The sequence below is a fragment of the Oleiphilus sp. HI0132 genome, from assembly GCF_001635845.1.
This window is the reverse complement of sequence record NZ_LWGJ01000809.1, coordinates 1-476: the sequence shown is the minus strand read 5'-3', so window position 1 is coordinate 476 and position 476 is coordinate 1. Positions and strand designations below refer to the sequence as shown.

At 49.4% G+C, this 476-nt stretch carries 1 protein-coding gene; it reads right to left on the bottom strand.

The window, feature by feature from the left end; all coding sequences use genetic code 11:
• Positions 1-476 (bottom strand): molybdopterin cofactor-binding domain-containing protein (locus A3766_RS09345; protein ID WP_156508821.1); only part of this gene is annotated, 476 nt, incomplete at both ends.

The window sequence follows — 476 nt, the reverse complement described above, 5'->3', positions numbered from 1 at the left end:
TCGTATAAGGAAAGTCGGCAGCACCTTCATAAGGCGAAGTATCAGCTGGAGTGATTGGCGTTCCCTCGGTCATTAGCCCGGCATGCCCCAGCATTGGGTACATAAACTCAGGCGCCCAAGGAAACATAGCTGGTGAAGCGTCCCATACATACCAATCCATAATCTTGGGCACGACAATTTGATGCTCCCAGGCGACAGGTAGGCCTTTAGTGTCGAGCGCAGCCCGAACCTTGTGCAAACTTGCTGGTCGAAATAAATCGTGCTTGATATCTTCTTCTCTGGACCAAACCAGTTTAATTGTCAGTCCGGTTTTTTCCGCAACCTCAGCAGCCTCGGCAATATAATCTTGACTTAAGCGTCTACCGAAGCCACCCCCTAGAAACTGGTTATGAATAGTTACATTGTCCAGATCGATATTGGTCGCTTTTGCGACTGCAACTTGTGCTACGTCAGGGGCTTGAGTTCCAGCCCATACT